Origin of the sequence: Actinophytocola glycyrrhizae, from assembly GCF_042653545.1 — a bacterium.
GTDB classification, from domain to species: Bacteria; Actinomycetota; Actinomycetes; order Mycobacteriales; family Pseudonocardiaceae; genus Actinophytocola; species Actinophytocola glycyrrhizae.
Genome location: NZ_JBHSIS010000039.1, coordinates 1 through 712, shown reverse-complemented (window position 1 = coordinate 712; position 712 = coordinate 1). Strand labels below are relative to the sequence as shown.

Below are 712 nucleotides of genomic sequence, written 5' to 3'. Positions count from 1 at the left end.
GATCATGTGCAGGCTCGGTTGCGGCGGAAGTGGTCTCCAGCGCAGATCTCGGCCAAGCTGGCGGTGGAGTTCCCCGATCGGCCGGAGATGCGGGTGTCGCACGAGACGATCTACCAGTCGCTGTATGTGCAGTCCCGGGGGGCGCTGCGCCGTGAGCTGACCCGGTGTTTGCGTACCGGGCGGGCGTTGCGCAAGCCTCATCGTCAGGCAGCGGCGCGGCAGCCGCGGATCCCGAATCTCGTGGAGATCAGCCAGCGTCCCGCCGAGGCCGAGGACCGGGCCGTGCCCGGCCACTGGGAAGGTGACCTGATCGCCGGTGCGGCCAACAGGTCGGCGATCGGCACCCTGGTCGAGCGCTCGACCAGGTTCGTGATGCTGCTGCACCTGCCCGACGGGCACGACGCCATCCAGGTCCGCGACGCGATGATCGAGGCGATCCAGACCCTGCCTGACCAGCTGCGGCGGTCGATGGCCTGGGACCGAGGCAACGAGATGGCCCGCCACACCGACATCACGATGGCCACCGACATGCCGATCTACTTCTGCGACCCCCACTCCCCGTGGCAACGCGGGTCGAACGAGAACACCAACGGCCTGCTCCGCCAGTACTTCCCCAAAGGCACCAACCTCTCCCAGCACACCCCCGACGACCTCGCCGCCGTCGCCGCCGAACTGAACAGCCGACCCCGCAAAACACTGGACTGGCTTACCC

Annotated in this window: 1 protein-coding gene; it reads left to right on the top strand. The window is 68.1% G+C overall.

The features are described from left to right. On the top strand, positions 1-712 hold a 712-nt coding region (locus ACFPCV_RS38980), incomplete at both ends, for an IS30 family transposase (protein ID WP_378062642.1).